This window comes from Streptomyces roseofulvus (assembly GCF_039534915.1).
In the GTDB taxonomy this organism is placed as follows: Bacteria; Actinomycetota; Actinomycetes; order Streptomycetales; family Streptomycetaceae; genus Streptomyces; species Streptomyces roseofulvus.
Window position 1 is genome coordinate 3,062,531 of record NZ_BAAAWE010000001.1, and the last position, 24,002, is coordinate 3,086,532.

General features: G+C 72.0%; 20 protein-coding genes and 1 tRNA gene. 13 read left to right on the forward strand and 8 right to left on the reverse strand.

Annotation, left to right across the window (positions count from 1 at the left end; genetic code table 11):
- Positions 1 to 9: 9 nt before the first annotated feature.
- The 3 genes from ABFY03_RS14090 to ABFY03_RS14100 are packed head-to-tail and all read left to right on the forward strand — an operon-like array spanning position 10 to position 4,039.
- Positions 10 to 1,944, forward strand: coding sequence for an acetyl/propionyl/methylcrotonyl-CoA carboxylase subunit alpha (locus ABFY03_RS14090; protein ID WP_346170042.1), 1,935 nt, complete (start codon positions 10 to 12; stop codon positions 1,942 to 1,944).
- Positions 1,941 to 2,870, forward strand: a complete 930-nt coding sequence (locus tag ABFY03_RS14095; RefSeq protein WP_319011384.1) for a hydroxymethylglutaryl-CoA lyase — start codon at positions 1,941 to 1,943, stop codon at positions 2,868 to 2,870. The genes ABFY03_RS14090 and ABFY03_RS14095 overlap by 4 nt, the downstream gene beginning before the upstream one ends.
- An 8-nt stretch (positions 2,871 to 2,878) precedes the next feature.
- Positions 2,879 to 4,039: an acyl-CoA dehydrogenase family protein gene (locus ABFY03_RS14100; protein ID WP_346170043.1), complete on the forward strand. Its 1,161-nt coding sequence runs from the start codon at positions 2,879 to 2,881 to the stop codon at positions 4,037 to 4,039.
- Between the two features lie 127 nt (positions 4,040 to 4,166).
- Here the strand turns inward: ABFY03_RS14100 and ABFY03_RS14105 are convergent, their stop codons facing one another.
- The 6 genes from ABFY03_RS14105 to ABFY03_RS14130 form a co-directional block, all read right to left on the reverse strand.
- Complete coding sequence (locus ABFY03_RS14105; RefSeq protein ID WP_319011382.1) at positions 4,167 to 5,936, reverse strand: IucA/IucC family protein; 1,770 nt, start codon at positions 5,934 to 5,936, stop codon at positions 4,167 to 4,169.
- A complete protein-coding gene (locus tag ABFY03_RS14110; RefSeq protein ID WP_319011381.1) occupies positions 5,933 to 6,463 on the reverse strand; it encodes a GNAT family N-acetyltransferase in 531 nt (176 codons plus the stop codon). The genes ABFY03_RS14105 and ABFY03_RS14110 overlap by 4 nt, the downstream gene beginning before the upstream one ends.
- The gene (locus ABFY03_RS14115) at positions 6,460 to 7,743 is read right to left on the reverse strand and encodes a lysine N(6)-hydroxylase/L-ornithine N(5)-oxygenase family protein (protein WP_319011380.1); all 1,284 of its coding nucleotides are present in this window, start codon (positions 7,741 to 7,743) and stop codon (positions 6,460 to 6,462) included. Before ABFY03_RS14115 ends, ABFY03_RS14110 begins: the two co-directional genes overlap by 4 nt.
- Positions 7,730 to 9,169 carry a pyridoxal phosphate-dependent decarboxylase family protein gene (locus ABFY03_RS14120; protein ID WP_319011379.1) on the reverse strand — a complete coding sequence of 480 codons (1,440 nt, stop codon included), beginning with the start codon at positions 9,167 to 9,169 and terminating at the stop codon, positions 7,730 to 7,732. The genes ABFY03_RS14115 and ABFY03_RS14120 overlap by 14 nt, the downstream gene beginning before the upstream one ends.
- Positions 9,170 to 9,317: 148 nt before the next feature.
- Positions 9,318 to 10,196, reverse strand: coding sequence for a siderophore-interacting protein (locus ABFY03_RS14125; RefSeq protein ID WP_346170044.1), 879 nt, complete (start codon positions 10,194 to 10,196; stop codon positions 9,318 to 9,320).
- A gap of 4 nt (positions 10,197 to 10,200) precedes the next feature.
- A complete protein-coding gene (locus ABFY03_RS14130) occupies positions 10,201 to 11,250 on the reverse strand; it encodes an ABC transporter substrate-binding protein (RefSeq protein WP_319011377.1) in 1,050 nt (349 codons plus the stop codon).
- Between the two features lie 493 nt (positions 11,251 to 11,743).
- On the opposite strand from ABFY03_RS14130, the gene ABFY03_RS14135 reads away from it, so the two are divergent.
- Both ABFY03_RS14135 and glmS read left to right on the forward strand, forming a co-directional pair.
- The gene (locus ABFY03_RS14135) at positions 11,744 to 12,019 is read left to right on the forward strand and encodes a hypothetical protein (RefSeq protein ID WP_319011376.1); all 276 of its coding nucleotides are present in this window, start codon (positions 11,744 to 11,746) and stop codon (positions 12,017 to 12,019) included.
- 57 nt (positions 12,020 to 12,076) lie between these two features.
- Positions 12,077 to 13,894: a glutamine--fructose-6-phosphate transaminase (isomerizing) gene (glmS, locus tag ABFY03_RS14140; RefSeq protein WP_319011375.1), complete on the forward strand. Its 1,818-nt coding sequence runs from the start codon at positions 12,077 to 12,079 to the stop codon at positions 13,892 to 13,894.
- Positions 13,895 to 14,096: 202 nt separating this feature from the next.
- Here glmS and ABFY03_RS14145 read toward each other — a convergent pair whose 3' ends face one another.
- The gene (locus ABFY03_RS14145) at positions 14,097 to 14,660 is read right to left on the reverse strand and encodes a GPR1/FUN34/YaaH family transporter (RefSeq protein ID WP_319011374.1); all 564 of its coding nucleotides are present in this window, start codon (positions 14,658 to 14,660) and stop codon (positions 14,097 to 14,099) included.
- 175 nt (positions 14,661 to 14,835) lie between these two features.
- A complete protein-coding gene (locus ABFY03_RS14150) occupies positions 14,836 to 15,357 on the reverse strand; it encodes a universal stress protein (protein ID WP_123452601.1) in 522 nt (173 codons plus the stop codon).
- Between the two features lie 366 nt (positions 15,358 to 15,723).
- On the opposite strand from ABFY03_RS14150, the gene ABFY03_RS37930 reads away from it, so the two are divergent.
- From ABFY03_RS37930 to aspT, 8 genes are all read left to right on the forward strand, one after another.
- On the forward strand, positions 15,724 to 16,110 hold the full coding sequence (locus ABFY03_RS37930) for a hypothetical protein (RefSeq protein WP_386723678.1): 387 nt from the start codon (positions 15,724 to 15,726) through the stop codon (positions 16,108 to 16,110).
- Positions 16,111 to 16,517: 407 nt separating this feature from the next.
- Positions 16,518 to 17,687, forward strand: coding sequence for a helix-turn-helix domain-containing protein (locus ABFY03_RS14160; RefSeq protein WP_319011373.1), 1,170 nt, complete (start codon positions 16,518 to 16,520; stop codon positions 17,685 to 17,687).
- A 248-nt stretch (positions 17,688 to 17,935) separates the two neighbouring features.
- Positions 17,936 to 18,538 (forward strand): oligoribonuclease, encoded by a 603-nt coding sequence (gene orn, locus ABFY03_RS14165; protein ID WP_031005797.1) that lies wholly within the window; start codon positions 17,936 to 17,938, stop codon positions 18,536 to 18,538.
- A 117-nt stretch (positions 18,539 to 18,655) separates the two neighbouring features.
- Positions 18,656 to 18,728 (forward strand) — tRNA-His (locus tag ABFY03_RS14170).
- Between the two features lie 197 nt (positions 18,729 to 18,925).
- Positions 18,926 to 20,266, forward strand: a complete 1,341-nt coding sequence (locus ABFY03_RS14175) for an ABC transporter substrate-binding protein (protein WP_346170045.1) — start codon at positions 18,926 to 18,928, stop codon at positions 20,264 to 20,266.
- A 97-nt stretch (positions 20,267 to 20,363) separates the two neighbouring features.
- The gene (locus ABFY03_RS14180; protein WP_346170046.1) at positions 20,364 to 21,347 is read left to right on the forward strand and encodes a carbohydrate ABC transporter permease; all 984 of its coding nucleotides are present in this window, start codon (positions 20,364 to 20,366) and stop codon (positions 21,345 to 21,347) included.
- Positions 21,344 to 22,189 (forward strand): carbohydrate ABC transporter permease, encoded by an 846-nt coding sequence (locus tag ABFY03_RS14185; protein ID WP_428838191.1) that lies wholly within the window; start codon positions 21,344 to 21,346, stop codon positions 22,187 to 22,189. The genes ABFY03_RS14180 and ABFY03_RS14185 overlap by 4 nt, the downstream gene beginning before the upstream one ends.
- 126 nt (positions 22,190 to 22,315) lie before the next feature.
- Positions 22,316 to 23,998 carry an aspartate-alanine antiporter gene (gene aspT, locus ABFY03_RS14190; protein WP_319011369.1) on the forward strand — a complete coding sequence of 561 codons (1,683 nt, stop codon included), beginning with the start codon at positions 22,316 to 22,318 and terminating at the stop codon, positions 23,996 to 23,998.
- Positions 23,999 to 24,002 lie beyond the last annotated feature (4 nt).

Genomic DNA, 24,002 nt, shown 5'->3' on the forward strand with positions numbered 1-24,002 from the left:
ACCCTGACGATGCAGCAGATGTTCGACACCGTCCTCGTCGCCAACCGGGGCGAGATCGCGGTCCGCGTCATCCGCACCCTGCGCGCCCTCGGCGTGCGCTCGGTGGCGGTCTACAGCGACGCGGACGCCGACGCCCGGCACGTGCGGGAGGCGGACACGGCGGTACGGATCGGGCCCGCGGCGGCCTCGGAGTCGTACCTCTCCGTCCCGGCCCTGCTCGACGCGGCCCGCCGCACCGGCGCGCAGGCCGTCCACCCCGGCTACGGCTTCCTCGCGGAGAACGCGGCCTTCGCCCGCGCCTGCGCCGACGCCGGGCTCGTCTTCATCGGGCCGTCCGCCGAGGCGATCGCCCTGATGGGCGACAAGATCCGGGCGAAGGAGACCGTGAAGGCGGCGGGCGTGCCCGTCGTCCCGGGCGACGCCGACCCCCGGGTGGCCGAGGCCGCGCGGGAGATGGGCGCGCCGGTCCTGCTGAAGCCCAGCGCGGGCGGCGGCGGCAAGGGCATGCGCCTGGTGCGGGACCTGGCGGTCCTGGACGAGGAGATCGCGGCGGCCCGCCGGGAGGCCCGGGCCTCCTTCGGCGACGACACGCTCCTCGTGGAGCGGTGGATCGACCGTCCCCGGCACATCGAGATCCAGGTCCTGGCGGACGCGCACGGGAACGTGGTGCACCTGGGCGAGCGCGAGTGCTCGCTCCAGCGCCGCCACCAGAAGATCATCGAGGAGGCGCCGAGCGTCCTCCTCGACGAGGCGACCCGGGCGGCGATGGGCGCGGCGGCGGTGGAGGCGGCCCGGTCCTGCGGCTATGTGGGCGCGGGCACGGTCGAGTTCATCGTGCCGGGCGGCGACCCGTCCCAGTACTACTTCATGGAGATGAACACCCGCCTCCAGGTCGAGCACCCGGTCACGGAGCTGATCACGGGTCTGGACCTGGTGGAGTGGCAGCTGCGGGTGGCCTCCGGCGAGCCGCTGGACTTCGCCCAGGACGACGTCCGCCTGGACGGCTGGGCGGTCGAGGCCCGGATCTGCGCGGAGGACCCGTCGCGCGGTTTCCTCCCGTCGGGCGGCACGGTCCTGTCCCTGAGCGAGCCGTCGGGCGACGGGGTGCGGACCGACTCCGGTCTCCTGGAGGGCTCGGAGGTCTCGTCCCTCTACGACCCGATGCTGTCGAAGGTCATCGTCCACGCGAAGGACCGCCCCACGGCCCTCCGCAAGCTCCGCGCGGCCCTGGCGGACCTCACCACCCTGGGCGTCCCCACCAACGCGGGCTTCCTGCGGCGTCTCCTGGCCCACCCGGACGTGGTGTCGGGCGCGATGGACACGGGCCTGGTGGAGCGGGACGCGGAGTCGCTGGTCCCGGAGGGCGTGCCGGACGAGGTGTACGCGGCGGCCGCGGCCGTGCGCCGGGCGGAGCTGACGCCGCGGCGGCGCGGCGGCTGGACGGACCCGTTCGACGTGCCGGACGGCTGGCGCCTCGGCGGCGTGCCGAAGCCGCTCGCGTTCCCGCTGCGGGCGGCGGGGCTCGAACCCGTCACGGTGGAGGCCCCGGCGGACGCGCGCGTCACCGCCACCGGCGTCACGGTCACCGTCGACGGGCTGACCCACACGTTCCGCCGGGCCGGCGCCTGGCTCGGCCGGGACGGCGACTCCTGGCACGTCATGGACCACGACCCCGTGGCCGCCGCGCTCTCCGGGGCCCGGCACGGCGGGGCGGACACGCTCGCCGCGCCGATGCCCGGGACCGTCACCGTCGTGAAGGTGGCGGTCGGGGACGAGGTGGAGGCGGGACAGAGCCTGCTGGTGGTGGAGGCGATGAAGATGGAGCACGTCATCTCCGCCCCGCACGCCGGCACCGTCACCGAGCTGGACGTCACGCCCGGCTCGACCGTCGCCATGGACCAGATCCTGGCCGTGGTGACGCCCCGCGAGGAGGCCGCGGCATGACCCTGCCCATGACCGTCCCCGACCCGTCGCTGCCCGCCCGGGTCCGGATCCACGAGGTGGGTCCCCGCGACGGGCTGCAGAACGAGAAGACGGCCGTCCCGACCGAGGTGAAGGCGGAGTTCATCCGCCGGCTCGTCGACGCCGGGCTGTCCACCGTCGAGACGACCAGTTTCGTGCACCCCCACTGGGTGCCCCAACTGGCCGACGCGGAGAAGCTGTTCCCCCTCGTGAACGGTCTCCCCGCACGCCTGCCGGTGCTCGTGCCGAACGAGCGCGGCCTCGACCGGGCGCTCTCGCTCGGCGCCCGTGAGATCGCCGTCTTCGCCTCCGCCACCGAGTCCTTCGCCAAGGCCAACCTCAACCGGACGGTCGACGAGGCGCTCGCCATGTTCGAGCCGGTCGTCGTCCGGGCCGTGGAGGCGGGCCTGAAGGTCCGCGGCTATCTGTCGATGTGCTTCGGCGACCCCTGGGAGGGCGCCGTCCCCGTCGAGCAGGTCGTCCGCGTCACCAGGGCGCTCGCCGACATGGGGTGCGACGAGCTCAGCCTCGGCGACACCATCGGCGTCGCCACCCCCGGGCACGTGGGGCGGCTCCTGCGGGAGCTGGACGAGGCCGGGGTGCCCACCTCCCGGCTCGCCGTGCACTTCCACGACACCTACGGGCAGGCGCTCGCCAACACGCTGGCCGCGCTGCGGCACGGCGTGACCACCGTGGACGCCTCCGCGGGCGGCCTCGGCGGCTGCCCCTACGCCAAGTCCGCCACGGGCAACCTCGCCACCGAGGACCTGGTGTGGATGCTCGACGGCCTCGGCATCGAGACCGGGGTCGACCTGGCCGCCCTCACCGCCACGAGCGTGTGGATGGCCGAACAACTGGGCCGGCCGAGCCCGTCCCGTACCGTCCGAGCCCTCTCCCACAAGGAGTGACGAACACCATGTCCCTCGACCACCGGCTCTCCGCAGAGCACGAGGAACTGCGCCGCACCGTCGAGCAGTTCGCCCACGACGTGGTGGCGCCGAAGATCGGCGACTACTACGAGCGGCACGAGTTCCCGTACGAGATCGTCGCCGAGATGGGCCGCATGGGCCTCTTCGGGCTGCCGTTCCCGGAGGAGTACGGCGGCATGGGCGGCGACTACCTCGCCCTCGGCATCGCCCTGGAGGAGCTGGCCCGGGTCGACTCCTCGGTGGCCATCACCCTGGAGGCGGGCGTCTCCCTCGGCGCCATGCCGCTGCACCTCTTCGGCACCGAGGAGCAGAAGCGGCAGTGGCTGCCGAAGCTCTGCGCCGGCGAGATGCTGGGCGCCTTCGGCCTCACCGAGCCGGGCGCGGGCTCGGACGCGGGCGGCACCCGCACCACCGCCGTGCGGGACGGCGACCACTGGGTCATCAACGGCTCGAAGTGCTTCATCACCAATTCCGGCACCGACATCACGGGGCTGGTGACGGTCACCGCGGTCACCGGCCGCAAGCCCGACGGCCGGCCGCTGATCTCCTCGATCATCGTCCCGTCCGGCACGCCCGGCTTCACCGTCGCCGCCCCGTACTCGAAGGTCGGCTGGAACGCCTCGGACACCCGCGAGCTCTCCTTCGACGACGTCCGCGTCCCGGTGGAGAACCTCCTCGGCGAGGAGGGCCGTGGCTACGCCCAGTTCCTGCGCATCCTCGACGAGGGCCGCGTCGCCATCGCCGCCCTCGCCACGGGCCTCGCCCAGGGCTGCGTCGACGAGTCGGTGAAGTACGCGAGGGAACGTCACGCCTTCGGCCGCCCGATCGGCGACAACCAGGCCATCCAGTTCAAGATCGCCGACATGGAGACGCGCGCCCACATGGCCCGCATCGGCTGGCGTGACGCCGCCTCCCGCCTGGTCATGGGCGAGCCCTTCAAGAAGGAGGCGGCCATCGCGAAGCTGTACTCCTCCACGGTCGCGGTCGACAACGCCCGCGAGGCCACCCAGATCCACGGCGGCTACGGCTTCATGAACGAGTACCCGGTGGCCCGCATGTGGCGCGACTCCAAGATCCTGGAGATCGGCGAGGGCACCAGCGAGGTCCAGCGCATGCTGATCGCCCGCGAACTGGGCTTCGCCGGCTGAGCCCCGCTCCCCCACGCCCGTCGCCCGCGCCCGCCGCGGGCGCGGGCGACGGCACGGGACGACAACGCGGGCCCTGGCGGAGGACCGTACTCCGCCAGGGCCCGCGCCGGTCTCGGGGCCGTGACCGTCAGGCGAACCGCGCGATCGGGTTCACCAGGTCGCCGACGAGCTGGAGGGCCGCCGACGGGTCCGCCAGGTCCACCATCTGCTTGTTGTTGCGCAGCTGGAGGCGGTTGAGGGCGGAGAGGGCGAAGGTCTCCGCGAACATGTCGTACTGCGCGAAGCGGTCGGCCAGCTCCGGCCTGGAGTCCTGGTAGGCCTTCACGGACTCCGCGACCGTCCGCCAGAAGACGTCCTCGTCGACCGTGCCCTCCGCCGCCAGGGTCGCGCCCAGGAAGCGGAAGAAGCAGTCGAAGACGTCCGTGAAGACGGACAGCAGCTTCATGGACTCCGGGACGTCGGCGCGGATCCGCTCCACCGCCGGCGGGAGGACCGCCTGCGGGTCCATCACGCAGATCTCCTCGGCGATGTCCTTGAAGATGGCCCGGTCGACCGCGCCGCGCTCGTCCAGGACCAGGATCACGTTCTCGCCGTGCGGCATGTAGACCAGGTCGTAGGCGTAGAAGCAGTGCAGGATCGGCAGCAGGTAGGCGTCGAGGTACTTCCGCAGCCACTCCTCGGGCGCCAGGCCCGAGTCCTTGATCAGGGCGCCCGCGAAGGACGCGCCCGCGTGGTCGACGTGCAGCAGCGAGGCCATGGTCGCCAGCCGCTCGCCCTCGGCGAGCCGCTCCACCGGGGACTCGCGCCAGAGCGCCGCCAGCATCTTGCGGTAGGGCGAGTAGCGGTCCGTCGCGGCCTCGTACTCCAGGTGCCGGTAGCCGGCCGCCGCCCGCTCGCGGATGATCGAGAACCGGGCCGCCCGCAGGACGGAGTCCGACTCGATGAGCTGCGCCAGCCAGTCGTTGATGGCCGGCGTGGCCTCCATGTACGCGGCCGAGAGGCCCCGCATGAAGCCCATGTTGAGGACCGACAGCGCGGTCTTCACGTAGTGCTTGGCCGGGTCGGCGGTGTTGAAGAAGGTACGGATGGACTGCTGCGCGAGATAGGCGTCGTCGCCCTCGCCCAGGTACACCAGGCGCTGCTGCGCCACCTCGGCGGCGAAGGTCACCGACAGCTTGTTCCACCACTGCCAGGGGTGGACCGGCATGAGGAGGTAGTCGGCGAGGTCCAGGCCGCGCTCGGCGAGGATGCCGGCGTACCGGTCCACGGCCGCGTCGCCCAGTTCCGCGCGGATGAAGGTCTCGTACTCGATGCCGGCGCCGGCGGTGAAGGCGGCCCGGTCGCGGCGGGCGGCCAGCCACACCAGGTGGATGGGGCTCGCGGCCTCGGGGGCGTAGGCGCGGTACTCGTCGACGCCGAAGCCGAGGCGGCCGTTGTTGGCGACGAAGCAGGGGTGGCCCTCGGTCATCCCCGTCTCGATGGCCTGGAAGTCGGCGCGGGCCAGTTCGGCGGCGGTGATCCGCGGCTTGGTCGCCTTGTAGGCGGTGCCGGCCAGGGTGGAGGAGATCTCCTCCAGGTAGACCGGCAGGATCTCGTCGCTCAGGCCCAGCGCGCCGCGCAGCTCGGTGACGAACTGGAGGGCGTCCAGGGGCAGCTGCTCGTCGCCGCGGTGGCGGCTGATCGACTCGGGGTAGACCTGCCAGTGGTCGAGGGCGAAGCGGTCCGCCGTGAAGCGGTACTCGGTGGCGCCGTCGTCGCTGAGCACCCGGTAGCGGGAGTCGCCCAGCTCCTGCGGGTTCAGCAGCCGCTCGTGGGCGAACTCGGCGAGGCCCTTGCGGATCAGCGCGCGGTTGGCGTCGGCCCAGCGCTCGGGGGTGAGGTGCGCGACGGGGTTCATATGAGGGCTCCGACGGCGGTCTCGAACTGGGCGCGGGTGCAGAAGCTCAGCAGGGCCGTCTTCTCCGGCTTCTGGATCTCGCGCTCGGGCACGAAGCCGACGGCCTCGTTGAGCGCGTGGACGGCCTTGTTGCGGACGTCGGGCTCGACGACCACGCGGGCGGTCGCCGGGTCGGCGAACAGCTCGGTCATCACGGCCGTGATGACCTTGCGGGTGAAGCCGTGCACGGGGGTGTCGGTGGGCGCCACGAGGAAGTGCATGCCGACGTCGCCGGGCTGCGCCTCGTACAGGCCGACCAGCTCCACCTGGGCGGGGTCGTACCGCTCCATGAGGAAGGCGGGCTCCCCGTCGACGAGGCCGATGAAGGCGTCGTGGTGCGGGTGGGCGGCGATCTCCATGTAGGCGCGCTCGACGTCCTGGAGCTCGGCGTCCTGCATCATCCAGAACGCGGCTTTGGGGTCGGTGACCCAGGGGTGGATCAGCTCCGCGTCCTGCAGCGGGTCGAGGGGTCGGATCTGGACGGTCATACGGCGAACTCCTGGAACGCGATGGTCTTCTCTACGGGGTAGTACTCGGACCCCAGCATCTCGCCGATGATGTAGGCGTTGCGATACGCCCCCATGCCCAGGTCGGGCGAGGTGATCGAGTGGGTGTGGACACCGGCGTTCTGGAGGAAGACCTGGCGGCCCGTGGTGTCGACCGCGTAGTTGCGGGCCACGTCGAAGCGGCCCTGGCCGTCGAAGCGCAGCCGGTCCCGCAGCGGCTCCAGGAAGGCGGGGACGGCGTACTTGTAGCCGGTCGCGAGGATCAGGCCCTCGGTCTCGATCTCGTAGTCCTTCTCCTGCTCCTCCTGGCGGAAGCCGAGGGTGTACGTGCCGTCGGCCTCGTCGTACGAGGCCGTGTGCAGCGCGGAGTTGGTGAGCAGCCGGGTGGGGACGGGGCCGGCGAAGTTCTTCTGGTAGAGCAGGTCGAAGATGGCGTCGATGAGGTCGCCGTTGATGCCCTTGAAGAGGCCCTTCTGCTGGGACTCCAGGCGGTAGCGGGTCTCCTCGGGGAGGCCGTGGAAGTAGTCCACGTACTCGGGGGAGGTCATCTCCAGGGTCAGCTTGGTGTACTCCAGCGGGAAGAAGCGCGGGGAGCGGGTCACCCAGTTGAGCTTGTAGCCGTGGACGTCGATCTCGGACAGGAGGTCGTGGTAGATCTCGGCGGCGGACTGGCCGCTGCCGACGATCGTGATCGACTTCTTGCGCTGGAGGGCTTCCTTGTTCTGCATGTAGCGCGAGTTGTGGATGAGGTCGCCGCCCAGCTCGCGGCAGGAGTCGGGGACGTGGGGCGGGGTGCCGGTGCCGAGGACGATCCGGCGGGCCCGGTAGGTCTCCCCGGCCTCGGTGGTGACGACGTACACCTCGCCGGCCTCGTCGTAGGCGACGGAGGAGACGGTGGTGGAGAAGCGGATCGAGCTGACCCGGCCGGCGGCCCAGCGGCAGTAGTCGTTGTACTCGGCGCGCAGCGGGTAGAAGTTCTCGCGGATGTAGAACGAGTACAGCCGGCCCTTCTCCTTCAGGTAGTTGAGGAAGGAGTACGGCGAGGTCGGGTCGGCGAGGGTCACCAGGTCCGACATGAACGGCGTCTGGAGGTGGGCGCCGTCGAGGAACATCCCGGAGTGCCACTCGAAGTCCGGCTTGGACTCCAGGAAGAGGCCGTTCAGCTCCTCGATGGGTTCGGTCAGGCAGGCGAGTCCGAGGTTGAACGGACCGAGCCCGATCCCGATGAAGTCGTGGATCTCAGCGATCTCAGGCGTGGACAAGGTTCTCTCCCAGGTACTGCTCGGCGTGGCCGGCGATCAGATCGAGGACGGCGGCGATGTCGGACACCGTGGTCTCGGGGTTGAGCAAGGTGAACTTGAGGTACTGGCGGCCGTCGACCTTGGTGCCGGCGACGACGGCCTCGCCGGAGGCGAAGAGCGCCTTGCGGGCGTAGAGGTTGGCCCGGTCGATCTCGGCGGGCGAGGTGACGGCCTCGGGGACGTAGCGGTAGACGAGGGTGGACAGCTGCGGCTCCACGACCACGTCGTAGCGGGGGTCGGCGGCGATCAGGTCGTGGCCGGCGGCGGCCAGGTCGCAGACCTCGTCGAAGAGTTCGCCGACGCCGTCGGCGCCCATGACGCGCAGGGTCATCCAGAGCTTGAGGGCGTCGAAGCGGCGGGTGGTCTGGAGCGACTTGTCGACCTGGTTGGGGATCTGCTCGGCGAGGGTCCGCCGCGGGTTGAGGTAGTCCGCGTGGTAGGTGGCGTGGCGCAGGGTCGCGCCGTCGCGGACCAGGACGGCGGAGGAACTCACCGGCTGGAAGAAGGACTTGTGGTAGTCGACGGTGACCGAGTCGGCGCGCTCGATGCCGTCGAGGAGGTGGCGGCGCTTGAGCGAGGCGAGCAGTCCGCAGCCGTAGGCGGCGTCGACGTGCATCCAGGCGCCGTACTCCTCGGCGAGGGCGGCGATCTCGGGCAGCGGGTCGATGGAGCCGAAGTCGGTGGTGCCGGCGGTGGCGACGATCGCCATCGGGACGAGGCCCTCGGCGCGGCAGGTCTCCAGTTCGGCGGCGAGGACGACGGACTGCATCCGCTTGTTCCTGTCGACCGGGACCGAGACGACGGCGTCGGGGCCGAGGCCGAGGAGGGTGGCCGACTTCTGGACGGAGAAGTGGCTGCACTCGGAGGAGAAGATGCGGAGCTTCGACAGGTCGGTGGTGCCGGCCTCCTGGCGGGCGAGCAGCAGCGCCTGGAGGTTGGACTGGGTGCCGCCGCTGGTGAAGACGCCGTCGGCGAGCGGGCCGAGGCCGATGCGGGCGGCGGTCCAGTCGATGAGCTTGCGCTCGATGAGGGTGCCCCCGGCGGACTGGTCCCAGGTGTCGAGGGAGGAGTTGACCGCCGAGAGGACGGCCTCGCCGAGGACGGCGGGGATGACCACCGGGCAGTTGAGGTGGCCGAGGTAGCGGGGGTGGTGGAAGTAGACCGCGTCGCGGAGGTAGACGTCCTCCAGCTCGTCGAGGGCGGCGGAGGCGTCACCGAGGGGACGGTCGAGGTCCACGGCGTCGATCACGGGCGCCAGTTCGGCGGGGGTGACGCCGGTGAACGGGCCGCTCGTCGTGGCGAGTTTCCTCGCCACCCGCTCGACCCCTTCGGTGACGGAGCGTCGGTAGCTCTCCGCCGTCGTGTCGTTGAGCAGGTGCGAACGCATGTGGGGGCCCTTCCGGGATGAGGGACGCGGTCTACAACCGGTGATGTCGAAGTAAGGTTAGCCTAACCTAATTTAGTACGACAACGGCCCCCCAACCGATGAAGGTTGAGGGGCCGTGAGATGACGAGCGGGAGCGCTGCGCCCGAGCCTAGGCGGTCTCGTCCCGCTCCGCGTCCTGTGTCGTCTCGTCCGGCACCTCGCGCAGGGCGTCCTCCGACAGCCCCTTGCGCCAGTAGCCGACGAACGTCACCCGGCGCCGGTCGAGCCCGCGCTCGCGCACGAAGTGCCGCCGCAGCGCCTTGACCGCTCCGGACTCGCCCGCGATCCACACGTACGGCGACTCCCCGGGCAGCTCCGCGCCCGCGATCGCCTCCAGGCCGGAGGGCGCGCCCTCCTCCCGGACCAGCCAGGTGACCGTGGCGTCGGCCTCCGTGGCGAGCTCCATCCGGTCGCCGGAGTACGGCACTTCGAGGAAGACCTGGGCACGGGTCTCGGCCGGCAGCCACTCCAGGATCGCGGAGGCGGCGGGCAGCGCCGTCTCGTCCGCCCAGATCAGCACCGAGTCGGCGCCCTCCGGCAGCCGGAAGCGGACACCGGTGTTGTCGGCGACCGCCGGGCCGAGCACGACCACCCGGTCACCGCGCTTCGCGTGCTGCGCCCAGCGGCAGGCCGGGCCGCCGTCCTCGTGGACGGCGAAGTCGATGTCGATCTCGTCCACCGGCTCCGTGCGCTGGGCACGGACGGTGTACGAGCGCATCACGGCCCGGACGTCGTCGGGCATGGCCCGCCAGGCGCCGAGGATCCCGTACATGTCGGGGTCGTCCAGCGGCGGCAGGACCGGGGCCTCCTGGCCGGGGTGGGGCAGGAAGAGCGAGAGCGACTGGTCGCGCCCGCCGGCGGCGAAGCCCTTCAGCTCCCCGCCGGTCGCTCCGGTGAAGGTGACGCGGACCAGTGACGGGCCGAGCCGCCGTGTCCGGTCGACCTGGAGGGAGAAGAACTGGAACGGGGCGGTCTCGGCGTTCGTCATCGGGTCAGGACACCTTCTTCGCGTTCTCCAGGGCGGTGGCCAGGTCCTCCAGGAGCGGGGCGCACTTGGCGTAGGAGTAGACCGGCTCGGTCACGCGCGGGAAGACCTGGCCGGCCTTGACGGCGGGCAGCGCGGCCCAGGTGGGCTTGGCCTTCAGCTGCTCCGGCTGGAGGGTGCCGGTGCGGTTGTCGAGGAGGATGACGTCGGCCTTGTACTTGTCGACGTTCTCCCAGCTGAGGAGCTCGAACCAGCCGGACGGGTCCAGCTTCGTCGGGACGACGAGGTTGATGCCGAGCTCCTGGAAGAAGAGCGTGTCGGTCGGGCGGACCGGGGTGGAGACGTAGAAGGTGTCCGGGGCGCCGGAGCCGATGAGAACCTTGATGTCCTTCTTGCCCTGGGCGACCTTGCGCAGGCGCTCGGCGGCGGCCTCGAAGCGGGCCTTGTCCTTCTTGACCTGCTCGCTCTGCACGTCGGCGCCGAGCGAGGCGGCCAGGTCGGCGTGGCGCTGGAGGACGGACGGCATCGACTTGCCGGCGGCCCACAGGGCGACGCTGGGCGCGATCTTCAGGATCTTGGCCTTCTGCTCCTCCGGCACGTACCAGAGGGCGTCCTTCTCCCACATGTCCGTGATGAGGACCTCGGGCTGGAGCTTGAGGTACTCCTCGATGTTGAACTCGCCCCAGACGTTGCCGATGACCTTCACCTTGGTGATGTCGAGGTCGCCGGCCTGGACGTCGGCCTTCTTCGCCTTGGTCTTCGGGTCCTCGACGTAGGTCGGGCCGAAGACGCCGGTGACCTCGACGCCGAAGTCCTTGAGGGCGGCGGCCGTGCCGGTGAAGGCGACGATGTTCTTCGGCGTCGACTTGGTCTTCACGGTCTGGCCGCGGTCGTCCTTGAACTCCCAGGAGCCGGACTTGGCGGAGGCGGACGCCGAGGAGCCGGTGCTCTTCTTGTCGTCACCGCAGGCGGCGAGCACGGCGCCGAGCCCGAGGGCGCCGCCCGCGGCGAGGATGCCGCGGCGGGTGAGGGAGGTGGCTCGGGCGTTGCTGGGCATGGCGGGATCGCTTTCGATACGTGCCGGGGTCGGCCTGGGCAAGTCGAGGGTAGGTTAGCCTAACCTCACACCGACCGACAGAGCCGGGCCCGCGAGGTCTGGATCACACACCGGGGACGCCCCGCGGTCGCGGCGGCACCGGCAGGCACGAGCCGCCACCCCGCCGCCCCTCCACGCCCCCGTCCACTTCCACGCCGGGCCACTTGAGGCACCGCCAGGTCGAAGCGGCGGGCCCACCCGCCGAGGCGGAGCCGCCACGCGTCCCCGCCGTGGCCACCGCCCGCAGGCCGGCCGGGTTCGCGAGACCGGCGGGCGGGGGTGGATCGCGGCGCGCATGCGTCGGGCGCACGGGCCGGTCGCTCTGCGTGACATCCCCCTACCCAGAGTCAAGGTCTGGACCAATAGGCACATCCGGGCCGATGATCATGCGGTCTCTGCCCGATTTCGGGCAGGATTCTTGCGAGAACCGGGGGGTACCCCTCAGTATTCATGGGTGCTCGAACGCCGCCCGTCCCATGACGACCTCATCGACCATCTGATGCGCAGCACCGCGCTCCAGCGTGGTGAGGCCGCCCGGGTGGTGCTCGACGTGCTGGCGTACTTCGACGAGACGACCGAGGAGTTCGTCCGCCGCCGCCACCGCGAACTGCAGTCCGGCGGTGCCGTGAACGCGGAGATCTTCGAACGGATCGCGGGCGAGCTGCCGCACCGGGCCGTCGCACCGCCGGAGCTCTCGCTCCGGCAGCTGCGCCGGATCGTCTACGGCTAGCCCGGTCCCGTCCAGGCCCGAGCAGCACCACCATCACCAACCGGAGGGGTTTCCTTTATGTGCGGAATTGTCGGTTACATCGGTAAGCGCGACGTGGCGCCGCTGCTCCTTGAGGGCCTGGCCCGCCTGGAGTACCGCGGTTACGACTCCGCCGGCATGGTCATCAACAGCCCGAAGAGCGCGGCGCTGAAGATGGTCAAGGCCAAGGGCCGGGTCCGTGACCTGGAAGCCCGCGTCCCCAAGCGCTTCTCCGGCACCACCGGCATCGCGCACACCCGCTGGGCCACCCACGGCGCGCCCAGCGACCACAACTCGCACCCCCACCTGGACCCCGAGAACAAGGTCGCGGTCGTCCACAACGGCATCGTCGACAACGCCCAGGAGCTCCGCGCCAAGCTGGAGGCCGACGGCGTCGTCTTCGCCTCCGAGACCGACACCGAGGTCATCACCCACCTCGTCGCCCGCTCCCAGGCCGAGACCCTGGAAGACAAGGTCCGCGACGCGCTCAAGGTCATCGAGGGCACCTACGGCATCGCCGTGATGCACGCCGACTTCAACGACCGCATCGTCGTCGCCCGCAACGGCTCCCCGGTCATCCTCGGCATCGGCGAGAAGGAGATGCTGGTCGCCTCCGACGTGGCCGCGCTCATCGCCCACACCCGCCAGGTCGTCACCCTCGACGACGGCGAGATGGCCACCCTCAAGGCCGACGACTTCCGCACCTACACGGTCGCCGGCGCGTCCACCACCGCGACGCCCGAGACCGTCGAGTGGGAGGCCGCCTCCTACGACATGGGCGGCCACGACACGTACATGCACAAGGAGATCTCCGAGCAGCCCGACGCGGTCGACCGCGTGCTGCGCGGCCGGATCGACGACCGCTTCTCCACCGTGCACCTCGGCGGCCTCAACCTCGACCCGCGCGAGGCCCGCACCATCCGCCGCATCAAGATCCTCGGCTGCGGCACCTCGTACCACGCCGGTCTGATCGGCGCCTCCCTCATCGAGGGCATGGCCCGCATCCCGGCCGACGCCGAGCCGGCCTCCGAGTTCCGCTACCGCAACCCGGTCGTGGACCCCGACACGCTGTACATCGCCGTCTCCCAGTCCGGTGAGACCTACGACGTGCTCGCCGCCGTCCAGGAGCTCAAGCGCAAGGGCGCCCGCGTCCTCGGCGTGGTCAACGTGGTCGGCTCCGCCATCGCCCGCGAGGCCGACGGCGGCGTCTACGTCCACGCCGGCCCCGAGGTCTGCGTCGTCTCCACCAAGTGCTTCACCAACACGGTGGTCGCCTTCGCGCTGCTCGCCCTCCACCTCGGCCGCATCCGCGACCTGTCCGTCACCGACGGCAAGCGGATCATCGAGGGCCTGCGCAAGCTGCCCGCGCAGATCGAGGAGATCCTCAAGGACGAGGACGAGATCAAGCGCCTCGCCACCGAGTACGCCGGCGCCCAGTCGATGATGTTCATCGGCCGCGTCCGGGGCTACCCCGTCGCCCTGGAGGCCTCCCTCAAGCTGAAGGAGATCTCCTACATCCACGCCGAGGCGTACCCGGCCTCCGAGCTGAAGCACGGCCCGCTCGCGCTCATCGAGCCGGCGCTGCCGACGGTCGCGATCGTCCCCGACGACGACCTGCTGGAGAAGAACCGCGCCGCGCTGGAGGAGATCAAGGCCCGCTCCGGCCGCATCCTCGCGGTCGCGCACCAGCCGCAGGAGAAGGCCGACCACACCATCGTGGTCCCGAAGAACGAGGACGAGCTCGACCCGATCCTCATGGGCATCCCGCTCCAGCTCTTCGCGTACCACACCGCCCTCGCCATGGGCCGCGACATCGACAAGCCGCGCAACCTGGCCAAGTCCGTCACGGTCGAGTAGTCGCCCGGCGGGACCTGTCACCCGCCGAGCACGCCGCGGCCCCGGGCCTGTCCCCCGGAGCCGTACGCCGGGCCTGTCCCCCGGCGAACCGACCGGACACGAAGAACGGCCCCTCCACGCTTCCCAGGAGCGTGGAGGGGCCGTTCTGCTTTTCCGGGGCCCGGTTCGCCGGTCCTACGTGGGGGGTACGGACCCCGCAGGGTTACGCCGCCGCCGCCGTGCTGCCGCTGTTCGCGCGGCCCAGGGCCGGCCAGCCGGCGACGGCCGCCGTGGCGCCGTACCAGGCCGCGAGGCCCGCCAGCGCGGCCACCCAGCCGCCCGCCTTGCCCAGGCCCTCGTTGCCCGCCAGCGCGGCGATGCCCGAGAGCAGCAGGGCGAGGAACAGCAGGCCGTAGACGCCCTGCCCGAAGAGCCCGCCGCCGGAGGCGGCCAGCGTCAGCGTGAGCGCCAGCAGCGCCCACAGGAGCAGGAAGAGTCCGACCGCGTCCGCCGAGGCCCCGCCGCCGACTCCGGTCCCCCAGGTGAACCAGAAGGCGCCGAGCGCCGTGAAGGCCGTGCCGTCGCCGGTGCTGCCCGCACGCAGGGCGAGCAGGCCGACCAGGAAGAGCGCCACGCCGCCGACCCAGGTGGCGAGGCCCGCGGCATCGGCTGCCGCGACGTTGTCGATCACACCGGTGCCGCCCAGGCCGAAGGCCAGGAGGGTCAGTCCGAGTGCGAGGTTTCCGAGCGTGGAGGTGCCGTTCCCCGACGCGACGTCCTTGTTCACGTGGGGCTCCCTTCGAACGAGCGGTGATGCCGCGTGAGCTGCTGTGTTCCGGTGCTCTTTAGCTACCCTTCACAAGCGCACAAATCACCTGAGGCGGGCAGAAATTATCGCCGCCGCAAGGGAGTTGAGGGAGAGTCGGGGAAAGGCGGGTGGGACGGACGGGGCCGGGGCGGCGTCAGGGGATGACGATCACGGGCCGCTGCGCGCGCCGCGCGAGCCGGCCGGCCACCGAGCCGAAGATCCGCCCGACGATGCCGTGCGTCGAGCCGACCACGATCGCGTCGGCCGAGTACTCGCGGCCGACCTCCTCCAGCTCGTGGCAGATGTCCCCGCCGCGCTCCACCAGGATCCACGGCACCTCGGAGAGGTGGTCGGCGCAGGCCAGCTCCAGACCGAGCACCTCGGTGCGGTGGTCCGGGACGTCGACGAAGACGGGCGGCTCGCAGCCGGCCCACACGGTGGTGGGGAGCCGGTTGGCGACGTGCACGATGATCAGGCCGGAGCCGGAGCGCCGGGCCATGCCGATGGCGTACGCGAGGGCGCGCTCGCTGGACGTGGAGCCGTCGAAGCCGACGACCACCCCGTGCCGGAAGGCCGGGTCGCAGGCGTGGCGTGGCTGTTCCACCGCGAGGGGGTCGACCGTGGAGTCGGCGACGCGCTTGCGGTCCGCGGGTTCGGGGAATTCGTGACCGGCCATCGGTGTCTCGGCTAGGGAAGTCCTCGTGGGAAGGGACGGTGGAGGGGAGCGGAACAACGGGTGGCGGCGGAGCTGTGTCCGGGAATCATCTTCCCAACCCCATACCCCCAAGGGTACGGCGACACTCCTCTCCTGCCCAGGGCCCGCCGTGCCGCACCCGGCGTGCTGACCGCCCGTGCGCGGCTCGGCGCGCGCGGTGTCCTCCGGAGGATGCACGAAGGGTTCACCATCTGGCAATGCCGGATGTGCCCTACAGGCGTCCCTGCGCCGCCGCCTCCAGGGCCGAACGGGCGTCGCTCAGAGTGACCGGAGCGTTCCGTTCCTCGTTCCCCTCAGGTCCGGATCACCGCCGCAGGGAGACCGCCCGTGCCCGTACCGTCCACCCCCGCCCCCACCCCCTCCGCCCGCTCCCGCCACCGCGCCCGGGTGCCGGGCCCGGCGGCCCCCGCCGCCCCGGAGAGGGGCGGACCGGCCGGGCCGTGGGCGGATGCGCGGGGGGACGCGGGGAGGGAACGGGCGGCGGCCGGCGGGGGCCCGGCCGACGACGTGGTCCGGTGGGCCGTCTTCTGCTGCGCCCTCGTCCCGCTGGTGCTCGTCGCCTTCGGCACCTCGCTGGGCGGGGCCGGCGGAGCCGCGCTCGGGCTCGCGGCGGTGACGGCCGCGTGCCGGCTGCTGCTGCGCCGGGCGGAACGGGGGCTGCGCGCCGAGGGCGCGTCGGCCGGCACGCGCGCCGGAGGGCGCCGCCGGGGCTGAGCGGGACGCCCGCGACCCCCGTCGAGTTGACAGGTTCGCACAGCCGATCCCATATGTTTTCAGCCAACTTGAAGTTCTCGGCGCGTCCTTGCCGAAACGGTACGCCAGCCTCTGCCCGCTCCCCCGGAAAAGCCCTGCACCACAGGGCCGCACCCGTCGCGTACGGCCACTTCGTCACCCCGGAGCCCCTTCGGGGGTCCCTCCGGCCGATCACCCGAGGATCGATCGCTTCACGCCAAGTGGCCTTGTCGACAATGTGCCGGATGGAGAAGTTGTCACGCCGGCGCCACAGGACACAGTAGATTCGATCATGGGTACCGAAGACTGGGGTCTCGTGCAAAACCGAGGGGAAACGTGGCACAGCGACACGACCAGGGAGACGCGAACACCGAGGGGGGCTTAGCGCCATGAGCCAGGACTCCGCCGCACCGGAGGTCGCACGGAAGCTGTCCGGGCGCCGCCGTCGCGAAGTCGTCGCGGTGCTGCTGTTCAGCGGCGGCCCCATCTTCGAGAGCTCCATCCCGCTCTCCGTGTTCGGCATCGACCGGCAGGACGCCGGCGTGCCGCGCTACCGGCTGCTCGTCTGCGCCGGTGAGGACGGCCCCCTGCGGACCACGGGCGGGCTCGAACTCACCGCGCCGTACGGCCTGGAGGCGATCGGACGGGCCGGGACGGTCGTCGTCCCCGCCTGGCGTTCGATCACCTCGCCGCCGCCGCCGGAGGCGCTCGAAGCGCTCCGCCGGGCGCACGAGGAGGGGGCCAGGATCGTCGGCCTGTGCACCGGGGCGTTCGTCCTCGCCGCGGCCGGCCTGCTCGACGGCCGCCCGGCGACCACGCACTGGATGTACGCGCCGACGCTCGCCAAGCGCTATCCGTCGGTCCACGTGGACCCGCGGGAGCTCTTCGTCGACGACGGGGACGTGCTGACCTCCGCCGGCACCGCGGCCGGAATCGATCTGTGTCTGCACATCGTGCGGACCGACCACGGCACCGAGGCCGCGGGCGCGCTGGCGCGCCGGCTGGTCGTCCCGCCGCGGCGCAGCGGCGGTCAGGAGCGCTACCTCGACAGGTCTTTACCCGAGGAGATCGGCTCCGACCCGCTCGCCGAGGTCGTGGCCTGGGCGTTGGAGCACCTCCACGAGCAGTTCGACGTGGAGACCCTGGCGGCCCGTGCGTACATGTCGCGGCGGACCTTCGACCGCCGCTTCCGCTCGCTGACCGGCTCCGCGCCGCTCCAGTGGCTGATCACCCAGCGGGTGCTCCAGGCGCAGCGGCTCCTGGAGACCTCGGACTACTCGGTGGACGAGGTCGCGGGGCGCTGCGGCTTCCGCTCGCCGGTGGCGCTGCGCGGCCACTTCCGGCGGCAGCTCGGCTCCTCGCCGGCGGCCTACCGGGCGGCGTACCGGGCCCGGCGGCCGCAGAGCGAGACGGCGACGGCGGTCCTGGAGCCGGTGGTGCCCGCGCAGGTGGGGGCGGGAATCCGTCGCCCCGGGGCGCCGCTGGAGCCGGGCAAGCCGCAGGGCGACGCGTACTCGCCGGGCCGGGCCGCGCTGCCGGGTCAGCGCAGCGCTCCGTAGCCGCCGGCGCCGGCCCGGCGGGGGCGCCGACCTGACGGAGGCCGCCCGCGCCACCGGCGCCGAAGGACCGCCGCCACAAGCGGCGCACCGCGGTACCGACGGGCGCCCGGGGACACCACCCCCGGGCGCCCGTCGCCGTACCCGGACCTTCCCCGGGGCGTCCCGGGGCCGGTCGGGGACCTCCGCCGGGCTTCCCCGGGGTGCACGGGGGCGGCTCTCCCCCGGGATCGCCGCCTAAGGTAGGACGCATGAACGATCGCATGGTGTGGATCGACTGCGAGATGACCGGGCTCTCGCTGACGGACGACGCACTCATCGAGGTGGCCGCGCTGGTCACCGACTCGGAACTGAACGTGCTCGGCGAAGGCGTGGACATCGTGATCCGCCCTCCGGACCGCGCCCTGGAGACCATGCCGGAGATCGTGCGCCAGATGCACACGGCCTCCGGTCTGCTCGACGCGCTGCCCGGCGGCACCACGCTGGCCGACGCGGAGGCCCAGGTCCTCGCGTACATCCGCGAGCACGTGAAGGAGCCCGGCAAGGCCCCGCTGTGCGGGAACTCGGTCTCCACCGACCGCGGCTTCCTCGCCCGGGACATGCCCGCCCTGGAGAGTCACCTGCACTACCGGATCGTCGATGTGTCCTCGGTCAAGGAGCTGGCGCGCCGCTGGTACCCGAGGGCGTACTTCAACAGTCCGGAGAAGAACGGCAACCACCGGGCGCTCGCCGACATCCGGGAGTCCATCGCCGAGCTGCGCTACTACCGGGAGGCCGTCTTCGTGCCGCAGCCCGGTCCGGACTCGGAGACCGCCAAGGCGATCGCCGCCCGGCACGTCGTCCCCGCGGAGTAAGGCCCCGGGAGGGCTCGCTCGCGCACCCGGGGAAAACGTGTGCGCGAGCACCCCTCGGAACCCTGTAGACTTCTTCTCGGCCGGTCGGGGAAACCTTCGGGAAAACCGCCGGTCGTGGTGGGTATAGCTCAGCTGGTAGAGCACCTGGTTGTGGTCCAGGATGTCGCGGGTTCGAGTCCCGTTACTCACCCTGATGGCCGAGGCCCCGGTTCGGAAGAACCGGGGCCTCGGTCGTTTCCGCGTTCCCCCAGGAGCACGTTCTTCTCGCTCCGGTCGAAGACCGGGCCGGGACGAAGCCGCCGCCGATCGGCCGATCGGGTGAGCCGGACCCGGCCCCCGGCGCCGCCCCGCCGGCCGCCCCGCCCCCGACGCCTACGGTCGGGGTCCATGGGGTGGAGGACCGCGACACGACCACGGGGCCGGCGTCGGCGGGCCCTCGCCCTGCTGCTCGCCGCCGCCCTGCTCGGCGGGTGCGCCACCGACCCGCCCGTGCCGCCGGCCGCCGGCTCCGGCGAGGCCGTGGACGGCTCGGGACGCCCGGTGACGCTCACCGTCGGCGTCTACGGGACCTTCGGGCTCAAGGAGGCCGGGCTCTACGACACGTACATGCGGCTCCACCCGGACGTCGCGATCCGGCAGACCTCGCTCGCCCGCGCCGACGTCTACTACCCGCAGCTGCTCACCCACCTCACGGCCGGCGCCGGGCTCGCCGACATCCAGGCCGTCGAGGTCGGCAACATCGCCGAGGTCGTCGACACCCAGGCGGACCGGCTGGCCGACCTGGCGCACGCGCCCGGCGTGCGCGAGGACGACTTCCTGCCCTGGAAGTGGGCCCAGGCGCGGACCGCGGACGGGCGGGTGCTCGGACTCGGCACCGACATCGGGCCGCTGGCCGTCTGCTACCGCAAGGACCACTTCGCCGCCGCCGGACTGCCCACCGACCGGGAGGAGGTCGGCCGGCTGTGGGCCGGCGACTGGCGCGCGTACCTGGAGACCGGGCGGCGGTTCGCCGCACGGGCACCCGAGGGGGTGGCGTTCACCGACTCCGCGTCCGGCGTGATGGCCGCCGTGATCTCCGGCGCGAATCCGCGCTACTACGACGCCGAGGGACGGCTCGTGGTGGCCGACAACCCCGCCGTACGGGCCGCCTGGGACCTCGGCGCGGAGTTCGCCGAGCACGGACTCACCGCCCGCCTCCAGCAGTTCACCCCCGACTGGGACCAGGGCTTCGCGCACGGGCGGTTCGCCTCGATCGCCTGCCCCGCCTGGATGCTCGGCTACATCCAGGACAAGGGCGGCCCGGCCGGCCAGGGGAAGTGGGAGATCGCCGAGGCGCCCCGGCCGGGGAACTGGGGCGGCTCCTTCCTGGTCGTCCCGGCGGCCGGGCGGCACGTCGAGGAGGCGGCCGCGCTGGCGGCCTGGCTGACCGCGCCGGAGCAGCAGGCGGTGCTCTTCGAGCGGCGCGGCAGCTTCCCCAGCGCCGAGGCCGCCTTCGGCCTGCCGCAGGTGCGGGAGGCACGGCATCCGTACTTCGGCGACGCGCCGGTGGGCCGGATCTACTCGGCGGCGGCCATGGGGGTGCCGGTCGCGCCGGTCGGGCCGAAGGACGGCCTGGTGAACCAGATCCTGTCCGACACCGGGATGCTCCAGGTCGACCAGACCGGCCGCTCGCCGGAGTCCGCCTGGCGGGCGGCGATGAAGGCCATCGACAACGCGCTGGACCGGTGAGGTGGACGGGATGGCGGAGGACGTGACGGCCGGGGCCGGCGGGGTGGCCGGGGCCGGGGTGGGGAGCCGGGGCAGTGGGCCGGAGGGGCGGAGGACCGTGAGCAGCGGCACGGCGGAGCTCGTGGCGCGGGCCCTGCCGCTGACCGGGCCGGGCGCCCCGGGGCGGCCGGGGGCCGCGCGGCGGGAGCGGCTCGGCCGGCTGCGGTCGCGCGCGGCGCCGTACGTGCTGATCGCCCCCTTCTTCCTGCTGTTCGGGGCCTTCGGGCTGTTCCCGCTGGCGGCGACGGCGTGGACCTCGCTGTTCCGGGTGGAGCTGACGGCGCCGGAGGCGCGGGAGTGGGTGGGCGCGCACAACTACGCCCGGCTGCTCACCGACGAGTTCTTCTGGAACGCGCTGGCGAACACGGTGCTGATCGGGGTGCTCGCGACCGTCCCGCAGCTGCTGCTCGCGCTCGGCGCGGCCCATCTGCTCGACGCCCGGCTGCGCGGGCGGCTCTTCTTCCGGGTGGCGGCGCTCGCCCCGTACGCGACCTCGGTGGCGGCGGCGACGCTGGTCTTCGCCCTGTTCTACGGGCGCGACCAGGGGATGGTGAACTGGGCGGTCGGGCTGGTCGGGCTGGATCCGGTGGACTGGCAGAACGGGCCGTGGGCCTCGAAGTGCGCGGTGGCGTCGATCGTGATCTGGCGCTGGACCGGCTACAACGCGCTGATCTACCTGGCGGCGATGCAGACGATCCCGCCCGAGCTGTACGAGGCGGCGGCGCTGGACGGGGCCTCGCGGTGGCGGCGGTTCTGGCACGTGACGCTGCCGGGGCTGCGGCCGGCGCTGGCGTTCACGGGGCTGGTGTCGGTGATCGGCGCGGTGCAGCTCTTCGGCGAGCCGCTGCTCTTCAGCAGCGGGGCGGGCGCCTCGGGCGGCGCCGACCACCAGTACCAGACGCTGGGTCTCTATCTGTACGAGCAGGGCTGGGTGAACCTCCACCTGGGGCGGGCGGCGGCGATCGCCTGGGCGATGCTGCTGCTCCTGGTGGTGCTGTTCGGGGTGGTGCGGCTCGTCCGCGGGAAGGGCGTGCGGCGGTGACGGGACGGGCGGGCTCGGAGTCGTACGAGCGGGCGGGGTGGGGGACGTATCTGCTCCTCGCCCTGTTCACGATGGTGTCCGTCTTCCCGCTGCTGTGGACGGCGGTCGCGGCCTCGCGGACGAGCGGGCGGCTCGCGGAGAGCCCGCCGCCGTTCTGGTTCGGGCGGAACCTGGCGCGGAACCTGTCGGTGGCCTGGGACGAGGGCGCGATGGGCGAGGCGCTGGCCAACACCGCCGTGGTGGCGGGGTCGGTGGCGGCCGGGACGGTGCTCTTCTCGACGCTGGCCGGGTTCGCCTTCGCCCGGCTGCGGTTCCGCTTCCGGGGGCCGCTGCTGCTCCTGGTGGGGGCGACGATGCTGATCCCGCCGCAGCTCGGGGTCGTCCCGCTCTATCTGCTGATCGCCCGGCTGGGGTGGACGGACCGGCTCCAGGCGGTGGTGCTGCCCTCGCTGGTCTCCGCCTTCGGGGTCTTCTACATGCGCCAGCACCTGCTGCGGGCGCTGCCGCCGGAGCTTCTGGAGGCGGCGCGGATGGACGGGGCGGGGACGCTGCGGGTGGTGTGGCACCTGGTGCTGCCCGCGGCGCGGCCGGCGATGGCGGTGCTGGGGATGCTGTCGTTCGTGGCGGCCTGGAACGACTTCTTCTGGCCGGTGCTGGCGCTCACCCAGACGGGCAGCCCGACGGTGCAGGTGGCGCTGACCGGGCTGGGGCGGGGCTATGTGCCGGACACGTCGGTGGTGATGGCGGGGGCGCTGCTGGGGACGCTGCCGCTGCTGGTGGTGCTGGCGCTGTTCGGGCGGCAGATCGTGGGCGGGGTGATGCGGGGCGCCGTGAAGGGGTGAGCCGGGCGGCCGGGGGGTGTTCACCCGGACGGGCGTGGCGGTGATCCTTTGCGGTTCCGCCACTGCTAGCGTCCCTTTATGTCCGACTTGAATGGTTATTGCACCATGTGGGTGGGGTGAGGCCGGATGGGAGTCCTGCGCGACCATCCCGAACTCGCCCTCTTCCTCTGCCTCGCCGCCGGCTATCTGCTCGGCAAGCTCCGGGTGGGACCGATCACGCTCGGCGGCATCTGCGGGACGCTGATCGTCTCGCTGCTCATGGGCGCCTGGGCGAAGGTCACCGTCTCCGACGACGTCAAGACGATCTTCTTCGCGCTCTTCATCTTCTCGCTCGGCTATCTGGCCGGACCCCAGTTCTTCGCCAACCTCAACCGCAAGAGCCTGCGCTTCTTCACCCTCTGCCTGATCGAGGTCGTCTGCGTCGTCGGCATCGCCCTCGGCCTCGCCGAGGCGTTCGACCTGGACGTCGGCACCGCCGCCGGCATCCTGGCCGGCGCCGCCACCGAGTCCGCGGTCGTCGGCACCGCCACCGAGGCCATCGGCCAGCTGTCCGACCTGACCCAGGAGCAGATCACCCAGTACCAGGGCCATGTGGCCACCGCGTACACGGTCTGCTACCTCTTCGGCCTCGTCACCATCGTGATCTACACCAGCCAGATCATGCCGATGCTGCTGCGGATCAACCTCCGCGACGCCTCCCGCGCGCTGTGGGAGCGGATGCGGGGCTCCGGCGGCAGCCTGGAGGACGACGAGCGGGTGGCGCTGCCCGGCATGGTCGGCCGCACCTTCCTCGTCACCCTCGCCGACGGCGCCAAGGTGTCCGACCTGGAGCGGCAGTTCGGCAACCGGGTCACCGTCGAGGCGGTGAAGCGGGGCAGCGAAATCCTCACCCCTCCGCCGCCCGGCTTCGAGCTGACCCTCTCCGACCTCGTCCTCGCGGTCGGCCGGCGGGCCAACATCATCGAGGCGGGCCGGCTGATCGGCCCCGAGACCCCGGCGGTCCCGGGCCTCGACACCCCGCTCGCCACCACCCAGGTCTCGCTCACCGACCGGACGGCGGACGGCAAGTCCCTCGACCAGCTGACCACCGAGCACCCGGAGATCGCCTCCGGCGGCGTCTACGTCACGGACGTGCTGCGCAACGAGGCGCATCTGCCCGCCACCCCGGAGACCGTCGTCCACCGCGGTGACGTGCTCACCCTGGTGGGCGCCCGCGCCTCGCTCGGCCGGCTCGCCTCCAAGGTCGGCTCGATCGTCAGGAACGACGCCACCGACTTCATCTACCTCGGCCTCGGCATCTCCGCCGGCTCACTCCTCGGACAGGTCGTGGTGACGTTCGGCGACGTGCCGATGTCGCTGGGCACCGGCGGCGGCTGCCTGATCTCCGGCCTGCTCTTCGGCTGGTTCCGCTCCCGCACCCAGACCTTCGGCGCCTTCCCCCCGCAGGCCGCCACCACCCTGAAGGACATGGGCCTGGCCATCTTCATCGCCTGCACCGGCCTCGTCTCGGGCCCGCAGGCGGGACCGCTGCTCAAGGAGTACGGGGCGCTGCTGCCGTTCGCGGGCATCGCCATGGTCCTGGTCCCGGCGACGATCTCGCTGATCGTCGGCCGCAAGCTGCTGAAGATCGAGAAACCGCTGCTGATCGGCGCCATCGCGGGCCAGCAGTGCTCGACGCCGGCGATCACCTCGATCACCCAGGTCGCGCAGAGCTCGGTCCCGATGCTCGGCTACACGATCACGTACACCCTCTCCAACTTCCTGCTCCCCCTGACCGGCCCCCTGCTGGTCGGCATCCTCGGAGCCTGAGAGG